The 14,233-nt window shown below is 72.2% G+C and carries 12 protein-coding genes; 1 reads left to right on the top strand and 11 read right to left on the bottom strand.

All coding sequences use genetic code 11. The features are described 5' to 3' along the window. Positions 1-28: 28 nt before the first annotated feature. The 9 genes from ACWGSR_RS03265 to ACWGSR_RS03225 form a co-directional block, all read right to left on the bottom strand. Positions 29-835 carry an HAD family hydrolase gene (locus tag ACWGSR_RS03265; protein WP_376230979.1) on the bottom strand — a complete coding sequence of 269 codons (807 nt, stop codon included), beginning with the start codon at positions 833-835 and terminating at the stop codon, positions 29-31. Continuing rightward, on the bottom strand, positions 832-2,121 hold the full coding sequence (serS, locus tag ACWGSR_RS03260; protein WP_453563224.1) for a serine--tRNA ligase: 1,290 nt from the start codon (positions 2,119-2,121) through the stop codon (positions 832-834). The genes ACWGSR_RS03265 and serS overlap by 4 nt, the downstream gene beginning before the upstream one ends. A 486-nt stretch (positions 2,122-2,607) precedes the next feature. Further along, positions 2,608-3,543 carry a prephenate dehydratase gene (gene pheA / locus ACWGSR_RS03255; RefSeq protein ID WP_376230981.1) on the bottom strand — a complete coding sequence of 312 codons (936 nt, stop codon included), beginning with the start codon at positions 3,541-3,543 and terminating at the stop codon, positions 2,608-2,610. 159 nt (positions 3,544-3,702) lie between these two features. Then, complete coding sequence (gene efeB / locus ACWGSR_RS03250) at positions 3,703-4,974, bottom strand: iron uptake transporter deferrochelatase/peroxidase subunit (RefSeq protein ID WP_453563634.1); 1,272 nt, start codon at positions 4,972-4,974, stop codon at positions 3,703-3,705. Positions 4,975-5,055: 81 nt separating this feature from the next. Then, positions 5,056-7,077, bottom strand: a complete 2,022-nt coding sequence (locus ACWGSR_RS03245; protein ID WP_453563223.1) for a copper resistance CopC/CopD family protein — start codon at positions 7,075-7,077, stop codon at positions 5,056-5,058. 89 nt (positions 7,078-7,166) lie between these two features. Next, on the bottom strand, positions 7,167-7,634 hold the full coding sequence (locus ACWGSR_RS03240; protein WP_453563222.1) for a copper chaperone PCu(A)C: 468 nt from the start codon (positions 7,632-7,634) through the stop codon (positions 7,167-7,169). Continuing rightward, positions 7,631-8,368: an SCO family protein gene (locus ACWGSR_RS03235; RefSeq protein WP_376230984.1), complete on the bottom strand. Its 738-nt coding sequence runs from the start codon at positions 8,366-8,368 to the stop codon at positions 7,631-7,633. The genes ACWGSR_RS03240 and ACWGSR_RS03235 overlap by 4 nt, the downstream gene beginning before the upstream one ends. 39 nt (positions 8,369-8,407) lie before the next feature. After that, a complete protein-coding gene (locus ACWGSR_RS03230; RefSeq protein ID WP_376230985.1) occupies positions 8,408-9,238 on the bottom strand; it encodes a YcnI family copper-binding membrane protein in 831 nt (276 codons plus the stop codon). Positions 9,239-9,357: 119 nt separating this feature from the next. Continuing rightward, positions 9,358-10,140 carry a hypothetical protein gene (locus ACWGSR_RS03225; RefSeq protein ID WP_453563221.1) on the bottom strand — a complete coding sequence of 261 codons (783 nt, stop codon included), beginning with the start codon at positions 10,138-10,140 and terminating at the stop codon, positions 9,358-9,360. 228 nt (positions 10,141-10,368) lie between these two features. Here ACWGSR_RS03225 and ACWGSR_RS03220 point away from each other — a divergent pair, with 228 nt between their 5' ends. After that, on the top strand, positions 10,369-10,839 hold the full coding sequence (locus ACWGSR_RS03220; RefSeq protein WP_453563219.1) for an ATP-binding protein: 471 nt from the start codon (positions 10,369-10,371) through the stop codon (positions 10,837-10,839). 170 nt (positions 10,840-11,009) lie between these two features. Here ACWGSR_RS03220 and ACWGSR_RS03215 read toward each other — a convergent pair whose 3' ends face one another. Next, positions 11,010-12,470, bottom strand: coding sequence for an aminopeptidase P family protein (locus ACWGSR_RS03215; RefSeq protein ID WP_376230988.1), 1,461 nt, complete (start codon positions 12,468-12,470; stop codon positions 11,010-11,012). Positions 12,471-12,604: 134 nt separating this feature from the next. Next, entirely contained in the window at positions 12,605-14,083 is a 1,479-nt protein-coding gene (locus tag ACWGSR_RS03210) for a PP2C family protein-serine/threonine phosphatase (protein WP_453563218.1), read from the bottom strand. Between the last annotated feature and the right edge of the window lie 150 nt (positions 14,084-14,233).

Below are 14,233 nucleotides of genomic sequence, written 5' to 3'. Positions count from 1 at the left end.
CCCTCCTTTTCGAACGCTTCGGGCCGGTTCAGCCGGCCAGCAGTCGCTCTAGGACGATCGCGATGCCGTCCTCCTCGTTCGAGGCGGTCACCTCGTCGGCCACCGCCCGCAGCTCCGCGTGCGCGTTGCCCATGGCCACGCCGCGGGCCGCCCAGCCGAACATCGGGATGTCGTTGGGCATGTCGCCGAAGGCGATCGTCTCCGCCGCCTTCACGCCCAGCCGGCGCGCGGCGAGCGAGAGGCCCGTCGCCTTGCTGAGGCCGAGCGGGAGGATCTCCACGATGCCGGGGCCCGCCATGACGATGTCCACGAGCCCGCCGACCGTGGCGCGGGCGGCCCGGGTCAGCTCGTCGTCGGTCAGCGTCGGGTGCTGGATGTAGAGCTTGGTCAGCGGCGCCGACCACAGCTCCGACGGGTCCTCGTACGGCACGTACGGCAGCGGACCCTCGTGGACCCGGTAGCCGGGGCCCATCAGGACCTCGCCCTCCAGGCCGTCGCGGCTCGCGGCGAGGGCCAGCGGACCCACCTCGGCCTCGATCTTGGACAGGGCGAGCCCGGCGAGCTGCCGGTCCAGGGTCAGCGAGGTCAGCAGCCGGTGCTCGCCGGCGTGGTAGACCTGCGCGCCCTGCCCGCACACCGCGATCCCCTCGTAGCCGAGGTCGTCGAGGATGTGCCGGGTCCAGGGCACCGCCCGGCCGGTGACCACGATGTGGGCGGCGCCCGCCGCCGTCGCGGCGGCGAGCGCGTCCCGCGTACGGGCCGAGACGGACTCGTCGGACCGCAGCAGCGTCCCGTCGAGGTCCGTCGCGACCAGGCGGTAGGGGAAGGCGCTCACTTGGCGATCGGCTCCAGGACCTCGCGGCCGCCGAGGTAGGGCCGGAGCACCTCGGGCACCCGCACCGAACCGTCGGCGAGCTGGTGGTTCTCCAGGATCGCCACGATCGTGCGCGGTACGGCGCACAGCGTGCCGTTCAGGGTGGCCAGCGGCTGCACCGTCTTCTTGCCGCCCTGCTCGTCGCGCATCCGGACGGAGAGGCGGCGGGCCTGGAAGCTGTCGCAGTTCGACGCCGAGGTCAGCTCGCGGTACTTGCCCTGCGTCGGGATCCACGCCTCGCAGTCGAACTTGCGGGAGGCGGAGGAGCCGAGGTCACCGGTGGCGACGTCGATGACCTGGAACGGCAGCTCCAGACCGGTCAGCCACTGCTTCTCCCAGTCCAGGAGGCGCTTGTGCTCGTCCTCCGCGTCCTCGGGCGCGACGTACGAGAACATCTCGACCTTGTCGAACTGGTGAACGCGGAAGATGCCGCGGGTGTCCTTGCCGTACGTGCCGGCCTCGCGGCGGAAGCAGGGCGAGAAGCCCGCGTACCGCAGCGGCAGCTTGTCGGCGTCGATGATCTCGTCCATGTGGTACGCGGCGAGGGGGACCTCGGAGGTGCCGACGAGGTAGTAGTCGTCCTTCTCCAGGTGGTACACGTTCTCCGCGGCCTGGCCGAGGAAGCCGGTGCCCTCCATGGCGCGCGGGCGGACGAGCGCGGGGGTCAGCATGGGGATGAAGCCGGCCTCGGTGGCCTGGGCGATCGCCGCGTTGACCAGGGCCAGCTCCAGGAGGGCGCCGACGCCGGTCAGGTAGTAGAAGCGCGAACCGGAGACCTTGGCGCCCCGCTCCACGTCGATGGCGCCGAGCGCCTCGCCCAGCTCCAGGTGGTCCTTGGGCTCGAAGCCCTCGGCCGCGAAGTCGCGGATGGTGCCGTGCGTCTCCAGGACGACGAAGTCCTCCTCGCCGCCGACCGGGACGTCCGTGTGGACGATGTTCCCGAGCTGGAGCAGCAGGCGCTTGGCCGTCTCGTCGGCCTCGTTCTGCTCGGCCTCGGCGGCCTTGACGTCGGTCTTGAGCTGCTCGGCCTTCTGCAGGAGCTCGGCGCGCTCCTCCGGTGTGGCCCTGGGGATCAGCTTGCCGAGCGCCTTCTGCTCGGATCGGAGCTCGTCGAAGCGGACGCCGGACGACCTGCGCCGCTCATCGGCGGAGAGCAGGGCGTCGACGAGGGAGACGTCCTCTCCACGGGCGCGCTGGGAGGCGCGAACACGGTCGGGGTCCTCACGGAGCAGGCGAAGGTCAATCACCCCACCAGGCTACCGGTGCGCGTTCGCACGACCCCACCGGATAAGAGGGCGTGTGCCGTTTCACCCGAATTGCCACATTCGGAAATTCCGGGCGAGGGTGAACGTATTTAGTTATCCACAGGCTGTGTGGAAGATCTGTGGACTACGGAAAGAGTCCCAGGCCTTTCCCTCTCCGCGCCTGGGAAATCCGTGATCAAACAGCAACGAGACACTCATTCGGGTGGGAATCGCTCACTCCGAAGAGTGGGTCCATCGGGGGATGCTGACGAAGGCGCAGGTGGAGCGCTGTGGATGGCATCCCGGTCGAGGGGGAGTGGCTAGGGTGATTTGTCGACCTTGCCGGAGTGTGGTGTCGACTTGTCCCCAGGTCCGGTGGAATACCTGTGGATAACCTCTGTGGGTAACTGAAAAGTATGCAGGTAGGACTAGTGGTTCGCACCTGTGGACGACCGCGCACGCTTCCGGTGGCGATCCGCCATTCTCGGGTCAGGCCCGACCGTCCTGGGCCCTCGCCAACCAGTCGGAGGCCGCCATGAACTCCTCGTCCGAGGTGCCGCGCCGCAGCGCCCGCACGTCCTCGACCGCGACGCCCGCCCTCGGGTACGAGCCGAGGAACCGCACCTTGGGGCACATCCGCTTGAGCCCCATCAGCGCCTCGCCGACCCTCCGGTCCGCGATATGGCCCTCGGCGTCCACGGCGAAGCAGTAGTTCCCGATCCCCGCCCCCGTGGGACGGGACTGAATCAGCATCAGGTTCACCCCGCGCACCGCGAATTCCTGGAGCAGTTCGAGGAGGGCACCCGGATGATCGTCACCCAGCCACAGCACCACCGAGGTCTTGTCCGCGCCCGTCGGGGCCGCGGGCCGGGCCGGCCGGCCCACCAGCACGAACCGGGTCTCGGCGTTCTCCGCGTCGTGGATCTCGGTGACCAGCGCTTCGAGCCCGTACGTCGCCGCCGCGAACTCTCCCGCGAAGGCGGCGTCGAAGCGGCCCTCCCTCACCAGACGGGCCCCGTCCGCGTTGGACGCGGCCGACTCCCACACCGCTTCGGGCAGGTGCTTCCGCAGCCAGTTCCGGACCTGCGGCTGGGCCACCGGGTGGCCCGTGACCGTCTTGATCTCCGAGAGTTCGGTCCCGGGCCGCACGAGCAGCGCGAAGGCGATCGGCAGGAGCACCTCGCGGTAGATCACCAGCGGCTCGCCGGAAGCCAGTTCGTCCAGGGTCGCGGTCACCCCGCCCTCGACCGAGTTCTCGATCGGGACGAGCGCGGCGGCTGCCTCCCCGTTCCGTACGGCGTCGAGGGCGGCCGGGACCGAGACCATGGGGACGAGTTCCCGTGTCGCGGCCTCGGGCAGCGTGCGCAGCGCCGCTTCGGTGAAGGTGCCTTCGGGGCCGAGATAGGTGTACCGGGTGGCGGACATACCGTCACCCTAATGGTCGCCGGGGGCCGCCGACGGCCGTCCGCCGGACGCCGCTCCCCGTCGGCGGCCGTCCGTCGGCCCCCTGTCCTGTCACCCGTACACCGGCGCCCCGCCCGGTCGTCGCCCGGGCGCCTCGCGTCGCTCGCCGCCCGGGCGGCCTCACGCCTCCAGGAGGCGCTGGCCCACGTACTCGCCCTCGGCGGGGCCGCCCGGCACCGCGAAGAGGCCGCTCGACTCGTGGCGGATGAAGGGGGACAGCGCGTCGCCCCGGTCGAGCTTGCGCTGCACCGGGACGAAGCCCCGGAGCGGGTCCGCCTGCCAGCAGATGAAGAGCAGACCGGCGTCCGGCGTCCCGTCCGGACCGATGCCGTCGTGGAAGGAGAACGGCCTGCGCAGCATCGCCGCCCCGCCGTTCTGTTCGGGGGCGGAAATCCGGGAGTGTGCGTTGTCGGGGATGACCGTCCCGCCGTCGGGTCCGCGCTTGTCCAGATCGAGCTCGGTGGTCTCGGTGCCGCCGGTGAGCGGGGCCCCGTCGGACTTCCGGCGCCCGATCACCTTCTCCTGCCCGTCCAGTGGCAGCTTCTCCCAGTCGTCCAGGAGCATCCGGATCCGGCGCACCACCGCGTACGAACCGCCGGCCATCCACTCCTGGGCGCCGGTGGCCCCGGCCGGCACGAAGATCCGCCGGTCGAAGTCGGGGTCGGCGGGCTTCGGATTGCGGGTGCCGTCGACCTGGCCCATGAGGTTGCGGGTGGTCATCGGCCGAGCGGTGGCCCCGGCCGAGCGGTTGAAGCCGTTCATCTGCCAGCGCACCCGGGCCGCGTCTCCCGCGTCCTTCTGCACGGCGCGCAGGGCGTGGAAGGCGACGAGGGCGTCGTCGGCACCGATCTGCACCCACAGATCGCCCTCCGAGCGTCGGGGGTCCAGGGCGTCCGAGGAGAAGGCCGGCAGCGGGTCGAGCCCGGCGGGGCGCCGGGCGGCGAGACCGGTGCGGTCGAAGAAGGTGCGGCCGAAGCCGAAGGTGACCGTGAGGGAGGAGGGGCCCGCGTCGAGCGCGACCCCGGTGTCCTGGGCCGGGGCCTTGCCCGACATCAGCGTCTTCGCCGTGGCCGACCAGCGGCGCATCAGGGCGACGGCCTCCTTGCGCCCGGCGCCGGGAGCGAGGTCGAAGGCGATCAGGTGGCCGCGGGACTGGAGGGGGGTGGTGATGCCCGCCTGATGTTTCCCGTGAAACATCACCTCGGTCGAGCCGACGGTGGTCAGGGCCGCCGGGCCTCCGGAACCGTTCGCGGAGGCGTTGCCGTCACCGGACACGGCCGCCGAGATCCCGGCGCCGCCGGCCACGCCGACGGCCAGACCGGCCGCGCCCGCCGCACCGACGGTGCCGAGCAGCCGCCGCCGGGAGATCTCGACCCGGGTGGCCTCGGTCAGGGGAGCCTCGGCCTGAGGAGTCTCAGGGCTGGAGGTCTCGGGTCGGGATGCCTTGAGGTTGTCGCGCTCGCTCACGGGGGGTCAGCCGATCTTCACGTTCTTGTCGATGGTGGTCTGGTCGATGTCGGAGGTACGGACGGTCACCTGGATCCGCCACTCGCCGGGCATCGGGATCTGGACGCCGCTCGCGCTCCAGTGTCCGGCCTGGATGCGGTCGGGGGCGACGGGCAGCGGGCCCACGGCCTTGGCCTCCAGGGTGAGGGCGACCTTGATCTCGGGGACGTCCAGCGGCTTGCCGTCGGGGCGCTCGACGTAGAGGTGGAGCCCGTTGGCGCCGGTGCGGCCGGGGTCGAGGCTGAGCCGGACGACGCCCTTGCCGTCGGCGCCGCCGGTGTCGAAGGGCAGCCGGATGTCGACGGGACGGTCGGGCACGGCGGCCGGGCCGGAGGCGGCGGTGGACCGTCCGGCCTCCTCCTCGGTGCGTCCGGGCTCGGTCGCGGTGAGGACGGTGGTCACGACGAGGAGGACGACGGCGACGGCGGCCTCGGTCAGCACCGAGCGGCGCAGTCCGGACCGCTCGGGGTCGGCGTCCCGCTCCCGCTTGCGCCGGGCGGTGGCGACGGCGGCCCGCTGCCGGGCGAGCTGGGCGGCCCGCTCGGGGGCGATGTCGGGGCCGTCGTCGGGGGCGGCGCCGGAGTCGACGTCGGAGTCGATGTCAGGGTCAGGGTCGTCGTCGGGGGCGGCTTCGGAAGCCGTGTCGGCCTCTTCGGCCTCGGAAGCCTTGTCGCTCCCGGTTGCCTCCGTTCCCTCAACTCCCTCCGCTCCTTCCTCGCTCTCCTCCGTGTCCTTCTCCGTCGAGGGCAGGTCCGCGAGCCGCTGGGTCCATCGGCGGGAGATCCAGGCGATCCCGACGAGGACGCCCATCAGGCCGATCTTGACGAGCAGGAGCTGTCCGTAGCGGGTGCCGGTCAGGGCCGACCAGGAGCCGACCTGGCGCCAGGACTGGTAGATCCCGGTCGCCACGAGGACGGCCACGGAGGCGAAGGCGACCTTGGAGAAGCGTTCGACCGCGGCGCGTTCGACGGAGGGCGTCCGGTAGAGGGCGACGAGCAGCACCGTGAGGCCGCCGAGCCAGGTGGCCACGGCGAGGAGGTGCAGGATGTCCACGGGCATGGCGATGCCCGGCTGGAGCCCGGTCGAGGCGTGCTCCGCCAGGGCCCAGGTGCCGGCGATCCCGGCGGCCACCACGGTGCCGCCGATGCCGAGGCCGAAGACGAGGTCCTTCTTCTCCTTCGGGTCGGTGCGCCGGGTGTAGGAGCCGAAGAGGACGGCCACGAAGAGGGCGGCCGCGCCGAGCAGCAGCAGCCGGGAGGTGAGCGCGGCCCCGGTCTTCGTCTCCAGGACGCTCTTCAGGCCCGCCAGGTCGAAGGCGTCGGAGAGCTCGCCGGAGCCGGTGTACGGGTTGCGCAGGAGCAGCATCACCAGCGTGGCGCCGGTGAGGGTGAGCCAGGCCCGTACCACCGTCCGCTGCACCGGGCGGACGCCCGCGCCGCGCGGCCAGCAGACCAGGACGAAGGCGCCGCCGCCGACGAGGACGGCGAAACCCGCGTACGAGAGGTAGCGCGCGATGCCGTAGAGGGCGCCGACGAGCCCGCCGCCGGGCTCCTGGTCCGGCAGGGCGACGGAGGTCGCGGAGGGGGCGCCGATGGAGAAGGTGAAGGCGCCGGCGATGGGGTGGCTGTCGGCCGAGACGGTCTGCCAGGCCACGGTGTACGTGCCGTCGGGCAGTCCGGCGCGGAGCTCCACCCCGTACCGGACGATGGAGCCGCTGCACAGGTCGCGTATCTCGCCGGTGTCGGCCCGCCGCCCCGCCGGGTCGAGGACCCGGATGGAGTCGGCGCTCATGGCGACCTGCTCGGAGAAGGTGAGGTTGACCTCCTTGGGAGCGGTGGCGACCACCGCCCCGTCCTGCGGGTCGCTGCCGGTGAGCGCCGCGTGCGCGGAGGCGGGCGCGGCGCCGGCGAGCAGCGTGCCGAGGAGCGCGGCCGCGAGGATCAGCAGCCGTGCCAGGGCGGTACCGAGGCGCGGGGCGGTGGTTGTCATCTCTGGGTCACTCCGTCAGTTCTGTGCGAACCGGCTCTGTATGAACCGGCTCCGTCCGAACCGGTTCTGTGCGAACTCCGTCAACGCGTTCAGTGCTGCTGCGGGTTGTGGTTGGCGGCCTCGACGGGAAGGTCGACCTTGATCGGGTCGGACTTCTCGAAGTGGAGCTCGACGCTGACCTTGTCGCCCTGCTTGGGCTTCTCCTTCAGCGTCATGAACATGATGTGGTTGCCCCCGCGTGCCAGGGAGAGCTTCCCGTTGGCGGGGATGTCGAAGAACTTCACCTCCTGCATCTTCTGGTTCTTCGTCTCGTGGATCGTCACGTCGTCCGAGATCGGGCTGGTGACGGAGGTCAGCCGGTCGGCCGTGTCGCCGTCGTTGGTGATGGTGAGGAAGCCGCCGGCCATGTCCATCACCGGCTGCGGCATGAACGCGCCGCTGACCTTCAGATCCGGCTTCCCGTCCCCGGCCGCTTCGGACGAGGACGAGCACCCGGTCAGCGCGAGCGAGGCGGCGAGCGCCACGGCGGCGGACAGGGCGGTGGTGCGGCGGTTCACGGGTTCTCCCCCTTGACGAGCTTCGGCAGGTCCTCGGCGTACTGCTCGGCGGTCGTGTCCTCGCCGTACAGGACGTAGCCCTGGTCGGTGGTGGGCGAGAAGGCGATCACCTGGGCGCCGTGCATGGAGACGACCTTGCCGTCCTTCTCCTTCTTCGGCGGGTCGATGCCGATGCCGATCTGCCGGGCCCCCGCCTGGATGGCGGAGAACTCGCCGGTGAGACCGGTGAACGACGGGTCGCCGGCGGCGGGCAGCCACTTGGCGAGCTCGGCGGAGGTGTCCCGCTCGGGATCGGTGGTGACGAAGACGACCTGGAGCTTGTCCTGGTCGGCCTTGGGGAGCTGCTTCCTGGCGATGGCGATGTTGCTCATCGTCATGGGACAGACGTCGGGGCAGTGCGTGTAGCCGAAGTAGATGAGGGTCGGCTTGCCCTTGGTGCGCTCGCGCAGGTCGTACTTCTCGCCCTTGGTGTCGGTGAGGACGAGCGCGGGCTTGTCGTACGGCCGGTCCAGGACGGTCGCGGCCACGGTGGAGTCGGTGCCGCCGGAGACCTGGGCGACGGGACCCTTGCCCGTGCCGGAGGTCTTGCCGTCACCGAGGCCGACGGCCGCGGTGATGCCGATCGCCGCGACGATCGCTGCCGCGGCGATGACCAGCGGGGTGCGCCGGCCGGGGCGGCCCGGACGAGCCGGACCGCCCTGGGACTCGGGGGTGTGCGTCTTCTGTGCGGACATGCTGTTTCTTTCCGTGTCCTTCGGGAGGAAGTACGGCCGTCAGGCCGAGCGGCGGCGACCGGCGAGGACGCCGAAGGCCACACCGGCCACGCCGACGAGGATGCCGACGACGCCGAGGATCCGGGCGGTGGTGTCGGAGGAGGAAGAGGAGGAGGCCGACGCGGTGTTCTTCTCCGCCCGGTCGCCCGCCTTGTCGTCGTGACCGTCCTTCTCCCCCGCCGAGGCCGAGGCGGAGGCGGAGGCGGTCGCTGTGGCGGACGGAGCGGCGCCGCCGCCGTGGTGGTCGTCGGACGCGGCGGAGAGCTTCAGGACGGGGGCCGGGTTCTGCGGCTCCTCCGCGCCCTCCTTCTGCTCCTCGATCCAGCGCACGACCTCCTTGTTGGAGTACGTCTGGACCGACTTCAGGACGAGCTCGTCGGCGTTCTCGGGAAGCTGCCCGAGGGAGAGCGGGAACTGCTGGAACTGACCGGGGCCGATCCCCGCGCCCTCGGCGGTCCAGGTGACCTTGGAGACGGCCTCGTTGATCGTCCTGCCGTGCAGCTCCAGCGGCTTGTCGAGCTTGCTCTTCGTGACCTCGGCCTTCCAGCCGGGGACGGGCTGCGGCATGACGGAGGCGAGCGGGTGGTCGAGCGGGAAGTTGACCTCCAGCTTCACGGTGGAGGCGTTGTCGCGCTCGTTCGGCACCTTGATGTTGACGGTCGCGTAGCCGCCCTTGGCGGCCTCGCCCTGCGGCTGCACGCTGACGTGCGCGAAGGCGGTGCCGGAGAGGAGCGCGACGGAGGAGAGGGCGATGCCCCCGGCGAGAGCGGCGCGGACGGCGGAGACGCGGCGGACGGAGGCGCGGCGGGCGGGGGTACGGGAAACGCTCATGGCGAAGACACTCCGGTTCGGAGAGGAAGGGAACAGGACGGTGACGTCCGGCACGCCGGGGCGGAGGCCCGGGCGGGCGTGCGGACGAACGCGGTCCCGCTCCTGTCGAGCGGACCGCGTCAGGCTGCGAGGACGCAGTCGGCGGCCGGCGGGCCGCGCCTGATCACCGTGTCCCTGAGCGCCTCGGCCACCGGCGGCGAGGAGTCGAAGGCCGTGCGGAGGGTCCGCCGGGGCGCGGTGCGCGCCGCCGACGGCAGCCCGGCGAGCAGGGCCCGTACGAGACGGAGCGCGGCCCGCAGCGAGCTGACCCGGGCGTGCTCCGCGAGCTCCGCAGCGCCCTGCCCGGAGAGTTCGACGAGCCGGCCGAGGGCGCGGTCGCCGCGCCGCAGCAGCCAGCCCGTGGCCAGGGCGGCGAGCAGGTGCCCCAGGAGCATGGGCAGGCCGGGCAGCAGGTTGTCGGCCGGGACGGCCCGCGCGACGGCCGCGCCGTGCCCCGCGTGGGCGTGGGCGGCGGCCGGGTCGAGCCCGGCGTCGGTGAGGATCCTGGTGGCGTCGGTGGGGGTGAGGGACGTGGCCCCCGCCCCGCAGACCAGCCGCGCCGCCATCCTGACGAGGGCGTCGTCGGCCTGGGCGCCCAGGGCGAGCCGGTGCTGCCCGAGGCCGAAGAGGACGTGCAGGCCGAGCTGCCCGGCGGCGAGGGCGCCGACGACGGAGCCGAGGGAGCGTTCGCGTCCGCCGAAGAGGACGGCGATCCCGAAGACGCCGAGGAAACCGGCGGCCAGGGACCACGGGGCGACGCCCGCGCACGCCGCGAGGGCGTGGCCCAGTGCGGACAGCACGACGCAGACCGCGGTGAACACCGCGGCCCTCAGCAGCCGTGGAGCGAGCGCGGGGGCAGACATGGCGGGGCCATCATCGCACCACGCCCCCCATCGCGGTACGGCAGGTCCGGAAGGTCGCCCTTGGGGTTCTTCGGGGTGACATACACCGGCCCGCGGGCTCCGGGCATCCGCCGAACGAGCGCTCTTGACGCTCCCGGGGGCTTACGGAGCCGCCCGCACGGCAATAGGTATCGGTACGTCGTGCTGCTGGACCACTGGTCCGCCGAGCCGATGCCGGGAGGCTGGAGCATGAGCATCTGGTGGTCACTCCATCTGCGGCGCGAAGCCGCGAGCGTGCCGCTCGCGCGCCGGCTACTGCTGGGCACGATGGAGACGGCGGGAGTCGATCCCGACGTGTCGTACGAGCTGTCGGTGGCGCTGACCGAGGCGTGCGCGAACGCGGTCGAGCACGGCGGCGCGGGCGCGGATCCCGACGCGGGACAGGCGGGTCCGGGCGGGACGCTCCCGGGGGCGTACCGGGTGACGGCGTACCTGGACGGCGAGACCTGTCGCATCGAGGTGGCCGACTCGGGCCCCGGCTTCCCGTACGCGGAGGCTCCTGCCGCTCCCTCGGATGCCGAGCACGGGCGCGGGATGCGGCTGATCGAGGAGCTCTCCGACCACGTGCAGTTCGGCAACCGCTCGGCCCGGGGCGGCGCGGTGGTCAGCTTCGACAAGATCCTGAAGTGGAAGGACGCCCCGTCCCTCCTCATGGCGTGAGCCACCGCTCCACGGACACGCGCCTCGTGGCGTGAATCGCCGATCCGAGGAGACGGACCAGAGGACACGGATCCAAGGACACGGATCCACGGGCACGGATCCACGAACATGGAGAAGGGCCCCCGCCGGTCGGTCGGCGGAGGCCCTTCGTGTTCCAACGTACGCCGAGGTCAGCCCTTCAGCGAGGCCATCCACGCCTCGACCTCGTCGGAGCGGCGCGGCAGCGCGTCCGAGAGGTTCCGGTTGCCGTCCTCGGTGACGAGGATGTCGTCCTCGATCCGGACGCCGATGCCCCGGTACTCCTCGGGCACGGTCAGGTCGTCGGCCTGGAAGTACAGACCCGGCTCGACGGTCAGGCACATGCCCGGCTCGAGGGTCGTGTCGACGTAGGCCTCGGTGCGCGCGGCGGCGCAGTCGTGGACGTCCATGCCGAGCATGTGGCCGGTGCCGTGCAGGGTCCAGCGGCGCTGGAGGCCGAGCTCCAGGACGCGCTCGACCGGGCCCTCGACCAGGCCCCACTCGACGAGCTTCTCGGCGAGGACGCGCTGGGCGGCGTCGTGGAAGTCGCGGTAGGCGGCGCCGGGCTTCACCGCGGCGATGCCGGCCTCCTGCGCCTCGTACACGGCGTCGTAGATCTTGCGCTGGAGGTCGGTGTACCGGCCGTTGATCGGCAGGGTGCGGGTGATGTCGGCGGTGTAGAGCTCGGTGGTCTCCACGCCGGCGTCGAGCAGCAGCAGGTCGCCGGAGCGCACGTCGCCGTCGTTGCGCACCCAGTGCAGGGTGGTGGCGTGCGGGCCGGCGGCGCAGATGGAGCCGTAGCCGATGTCGTTGCCCTCGACGCGGGCGCGCAGGAAGAACGTGCCCTCGATGTAGCGCTCGCTGGTGGCCTCGGCCTTGTCGAGGACCTTGACGACGTCCTCGAAGCCGCGGGCGGTGGCGGCGCAGGCCTTCTCCAGCTCGGCGACCTCGAAGGCGTCCTTCACGAGGCGGGCCTCGGAGAGGTACACGCGCAGCTCTTCGTCGCGCTCGGCGGTGACCTTGTCGGTCAGCGCGGCCTCGATGCCGGCGTCGTGGCCGCGGACGGCGCGGACGGGGCCGGTGGCCTCCTTGAGCGCGTCGGCGAGCTCGCGCACGTCCTTCGCCGGGATGCCGAGGAGCTGCTCGGCCTCGGCGAGGGAGTGGCGGCGGCCGACCCACAGCTCGCCCTGGCCGTCGAGCCAGAACTCGCCGTTCTCGCGGTCGGAGCGCGGCAGCAGGTAGACGGTGGCCTCGTGGCCGTCCTCGGTCGGCTCCAGGACGAGGACGCCGTCCTGCGTCTGGTCGCCGGTGAGGTACGCGTACTCGGTGGAGGCGCGGAAGGCGTACTCGGTGTCGTTCGACCGGGTCTTCAGCTTGCCGGCCGGGATCACCAGGCGCTCACCCGGGAAGCGGGCGGAGAGCGCGGCGCGGCGCTCGGCGGTCCGGTCGGCCTGGGCGATCGGCTCCAGGCCGTGCAGCTCGGTGTCGGCCCAGCCGGACTTCATGTTCTCGGCCAGCTCGTCGGACACGCCCGGGTAAAGGCCGTTCTTGCGCTGCTTGATCGGCTGGTCTTCGGTCTCTTCCGGGGTCTCCGGGGTGAGCTCCTCGGCCACGGGTCTGCCTCCTCTGGTACGACACTGAACCCCCACCATCGTACGGTCGTGCGGAAGGGGGCCCAGGGCCGGAAGACCCATTACCGGAACGTCACGGTCCGCTTACTCGGCGGACCCGGCACGCGTGCGCGTCCTCAGTCGAAACGGGCCGCGAGCAGCACCACGTCCTCGCCCTCCACGGCCGGGTCGATCCCCTCGGGCAGCAGGGTCCGCAGGACGTGGTCGGCGACGGCGCCCGGGTCGGACCGGTCCGCCCTCGGCACGCTCGCGGCCGCCGCGTGGAGCCGGGCGAAGGCCCGGTCGGTGGCGTCGCCGGTACGGCGCAGCAACCCGTCCGTGTAGAGCAGCACCGTTTCTCCCGGCGCGGGGGACAGCTCCACGCTCGGCGCCTCCCAGCACGTCAGCATCCCGAGCGGGGCCGACAGCGAGGTCTCGACGAACTCCGTGCGCCGGTCGCCGACGACCAGCGGCGGAGCGTGCCCGGCCCCGGCGAGGACGATCCGGCGCTGCGCGGGCTCGGCGTAGGCGAAGAGCGCGGTCGCGGAACGGGCGGGTTCGGTGAGTCGCAGCAGGAGTTCCAGATCGGAGAGGACGGCGACCGGGTCCTCACCCTCCATCACCGCGTACGCCCGCAGGGAGGCGCGCAGCCGGCCCATGGCGGCGAGCGCGCTGGGGCCGGTCCCGGAGACGGAGCCGACGGCGAGCCCGAGGGCGCCCTCGGGCAGCGGCAGCGCGTCGTACCAGTCGCCGCCGCCCTGGGGGCCGGTGCGGTGGCGGACGGCGAGCCGGACGCCGGGCACGCGGGGGAGCCGGCTCGGGAGCAGCTCCTCGGCGACGGTGGCGACCCGCACCCGGGCGCGTTCGACCTGGAGGAGGCGGGCCAGGTGCTCGGTGGCGAAGCGGCCGTAGAGGCCGATGAGGTGGCGTCGGCGCTCGTCCGGTTCGGCGGGCTCGTCGTAGAGCCAGACGACCGCGCCGAGCCGGCCGGCCTCCTCGGTGGCGAAGGGCAGGGCGTAGCTGGCGGCGTAGCCGAGGCGGGCGGCGACCTCGCGGTGGCGCGGGTCGAGCCCCTCCTCGGTGCGCACGTCGCGGATGGCGATCGGCTCGGGCACGCGCGCGGGGCGGGCGGATGAGGGGCCGGGGGCCGTGGGGCCGGCTTCGGGCAGGCCGTCGAGGAGGCGGCCGTAACTCCCCGAGCCGCGCGGGACGGTCTCGATGGTGCCGAGGTCGGCGTGGGCGAGACCGAGTCCGATGGTGCTGGTGGGGCCGAGGCCGTCGGCGGGTTCGAGGACGGCCATGCCGCGACGGGCGCCGACGAGGGCGGCCCCGGCTCCGAGCGTTTCGCGCAGGGCCCCGTCGAGGGAGTCGGTCTTGATCAGGCGCTCGGTGAGTTCGTGGAGGGTGGTGAGGTCGGAGACCCAGGAGGCCAGCCGGTCCTGGATCAGGACTCCGGGAGGGAGGGCCGCGTCGGAGGGGGACGCGGCCGAGGGGACCCCGGGGAGGGGTGTCGCAGTGTGCGGTGGTGCGGGAACCGTTGAATCGATTCCAGCCACTTTCGGCGGACGTGGGGCGCTCATGTCGGCCGGCTTTCCGACCGGTGCGTTTGACGCCATAGCATCGCAAACCCCCATGTCATTCTGCGCCGCTCGATGTACCCACATGTACACGCACAAGAGGAGCGATGTCCAGCATTGTCCCCACGGGAAAAGTGGTGTCCGTGAGGTTGTGCGAGAGGGTTGAAGTAAGCGGGAAGTTGGCTGAAA

The sequence above is a fragment of the Streptomyces sp. NPDC055632 genome (assembly GCF_053618675.1).
The sequence above is the reverse complement of the archived record's forward strand: the minus strand, read 5'-3'. Positions and strand labels throughout refer to the sequence as shown.

Excerpts from the sequence above, each read along its gene's own strand:
- ACWGSR_RS03245 (WP_453563223.1), bottom strand. The coding sequence starts at position 7,077 with ATGACAACCACCGCCCCGCGCCTCGGTACCGCCCTGGCACGGCTGCTG.
- ACWGSR_RS03220 (WP_453563219.1), top strand. The coding sequence starts at position 10,369 with ATGAGCATCTGGTGGTCACTCCATCTGCGGCGCGAAGCCGCGAGCGTG.
- pheA (WP_376230981.1), bottom strand. The coding sequence starts at position 3,543 with ATGTCCGCCACCCGGTACACCTATCTCGGCCCCGAAGGCACCTTCACC.
- ACWGSR_RS03235 (WP_376230984.1), bottom strand. The coding sequence starts at position 8,368 with ATGTCCGCACAGAAGACGCACACCCCCGAGTCCCAGGGCGGTCCGGCT.
- ACWGSR_RS03230 (WP_376230985.1), bottom strand. The coding sequence starts at position 9,238 with ATGAGCGTTTCCCGTACCCCCGCCCGCCGCGCCTCCGTCCGCCGCGTC.
- ACWGSR_RS03210 (WP_453563218.1), bottom strand. The coding sequence starts at position 14,083 with ATGGCGTCAAACGCACCGGTCGGAAAGCCGGCCGACATGAGCGCCCCA.
- ACWGSR_RS03225 (WP_453563221.1), bottom strand. The coding sequence starts at position 10,140 with ATGTCTGCCCCCGCGCTCGCTCCACGGCTGCTGAGGGCCGCGGTGTTC.